General features: G+C 53.6%; 1 pseudogene. It reads right to left on the bottom strand.

The features are described from left to right. Nucleotides 1-97: 97 nt before the first annotated feature. A pseudogene (locus MMG91_RS28740) lies at nucleotides 98-1,522 on the bottom strand (IS1182 family transposase). Nucleotides 1,523-1,590 lie beyond the last annotated feature (68 nt).

The following is a 1,590-nucleotide window of genomic DNA, read 5'->3' as shown; positions in this document are numbered from 1 at the left end:
CAGACTGTGTGAAAACGCCCTGATGAAGGCAAAAACAAACGCCCCGACTTGTTCGGGGCGTTTGTTTTTGTGGGGGGCAGCAGACGAAAAAGGCCTTTCAGCCCATTAACGCCATCAACCGGCGTGCACCCAGCACATTCATCGCTCTTTTCAGGTTATAGGCGTTCACCGCCAAGGCCATTTCAGCCCTCGTTCCTTCAAGCTGTCGCAGCAAGAAGCGAGCGTTACCAAACAACCACTGCTTTAGATTGCCGAAAGGATGTTCCACGATAGATCTTCGGCTGACCATCATTTCGGGGTGTGCTTCCATTCGCCGTTCCATTCGCTCGAAAGCCTCTTCGTGCACGTGGCGTGAAATGTATCGGCGTTGGGCGTCGGTGCATTGCGCCTTTAACGGACAGCTTGCGCAATCACTGACCGCCGCCTGGTAGATACGACCCTTATTGCTGATCTGTTTAAAAGTCAGCCATTTACCGATGGGGCATTGATAGCGATCCTGCGACGCATCGAAGGTAAACACCGTTCGGTCGAAGAACGCCTGCTCCTTGCCGCAGGAGTTGTTTGACCGGGCCGGCGGTACATAAGCCGTTATGTTTTCATCCTCACAAGCCTGGAACTGCTTGCCATTTGAATACCCCTTATCAGCAGTGACAGTTAGTTCATCTTGCTGCAATTGCTCTTTGGCGGCCTTAGCCATCGGTTCAAGCTGCTTGCGATCATCGCTGTCCTGAGTCACTTCATGATGCAGAATCAGGCAATGCTTGGCATCCACGGCGGTCTGCACGTTGTACCCGACCCGCGGCCCACTGTGCGTGCGCATCATTCACGCATCGCCTTCGTGGGTATTGAATTGCTCAAGCGCCATTGACTTCATCAGCGCTTGGCACGTCAGGTTGTTGGAATGTCTGATTTCAAGTTGCGCCAAAGCCGTCTTGATCGCGCTACGGTCAACCTTCTCGTCGGCTTCGGTTTTATCCGCCTCATCCAGATCGGCCAGGTACTGGGCAATGCGTTTATCCAGCTTCTGCTCCTGGTGCTTGAGCCGCTGCAAACTCGTATGGCGCCGCGAGGACGCAACAGCCTGGAACTTGCTGCCATCAATCGCCACCAAATCACCCGCGATCAAACCCGCTGTGCGGCAAAACTGGACGAAGGTCCGGCACGTCGCGATAAAAGCGGGTTTGTTGTCTTTACGGAAGTCTGCGATGGTCTTGAAGTCCGGCTTGAGACGGTTGATCAGCCACATAACTTCGATGTTGCGCTGGCACTCGGCTTCGAGACGCCGTGATGAACGGATGCGCTGGAAATAACCGTAGAGGTAGAGTTTTAGCTGATCGGCAGGATCATAAGAGGGGCGCCCTGTGCCTTTAGGCAGCGCTTTATCAAAGCCCAGTTGCACCAGATCCAGTTTGGTGACGTACAGGTCAATGACACGAACGAGGTGATCCTCAGGGATCAATTCTTCCAGCGAGACCGGGAACAGACTGGTCTGGCTGCGGGACTCTCCTTGGATGTAGGCCATAACGAAAAATGCTCCGTATCTTTCGATACTGAGCATTTTCTTGAATCGCCGCGCAGATTGCTAGGTTT

Origin of the sequence: Pseudomonas sp. JL3, from assembly GCF_031570575.1 — a bacterium.
Classification (GTDB): domain Bacteria; phylum Pseudomonadota; class Gammaproteobacteria; order Pseudomonadales; family Pseudomonadaceae; genus Aquipseudomonas; species Aquipseudomonas cucumis.
The sequence above is the reverse complement of the archived record's forward strand: the minus strand, read 5'-3'. Positions and strand labels throughout refer to the sequence as shown.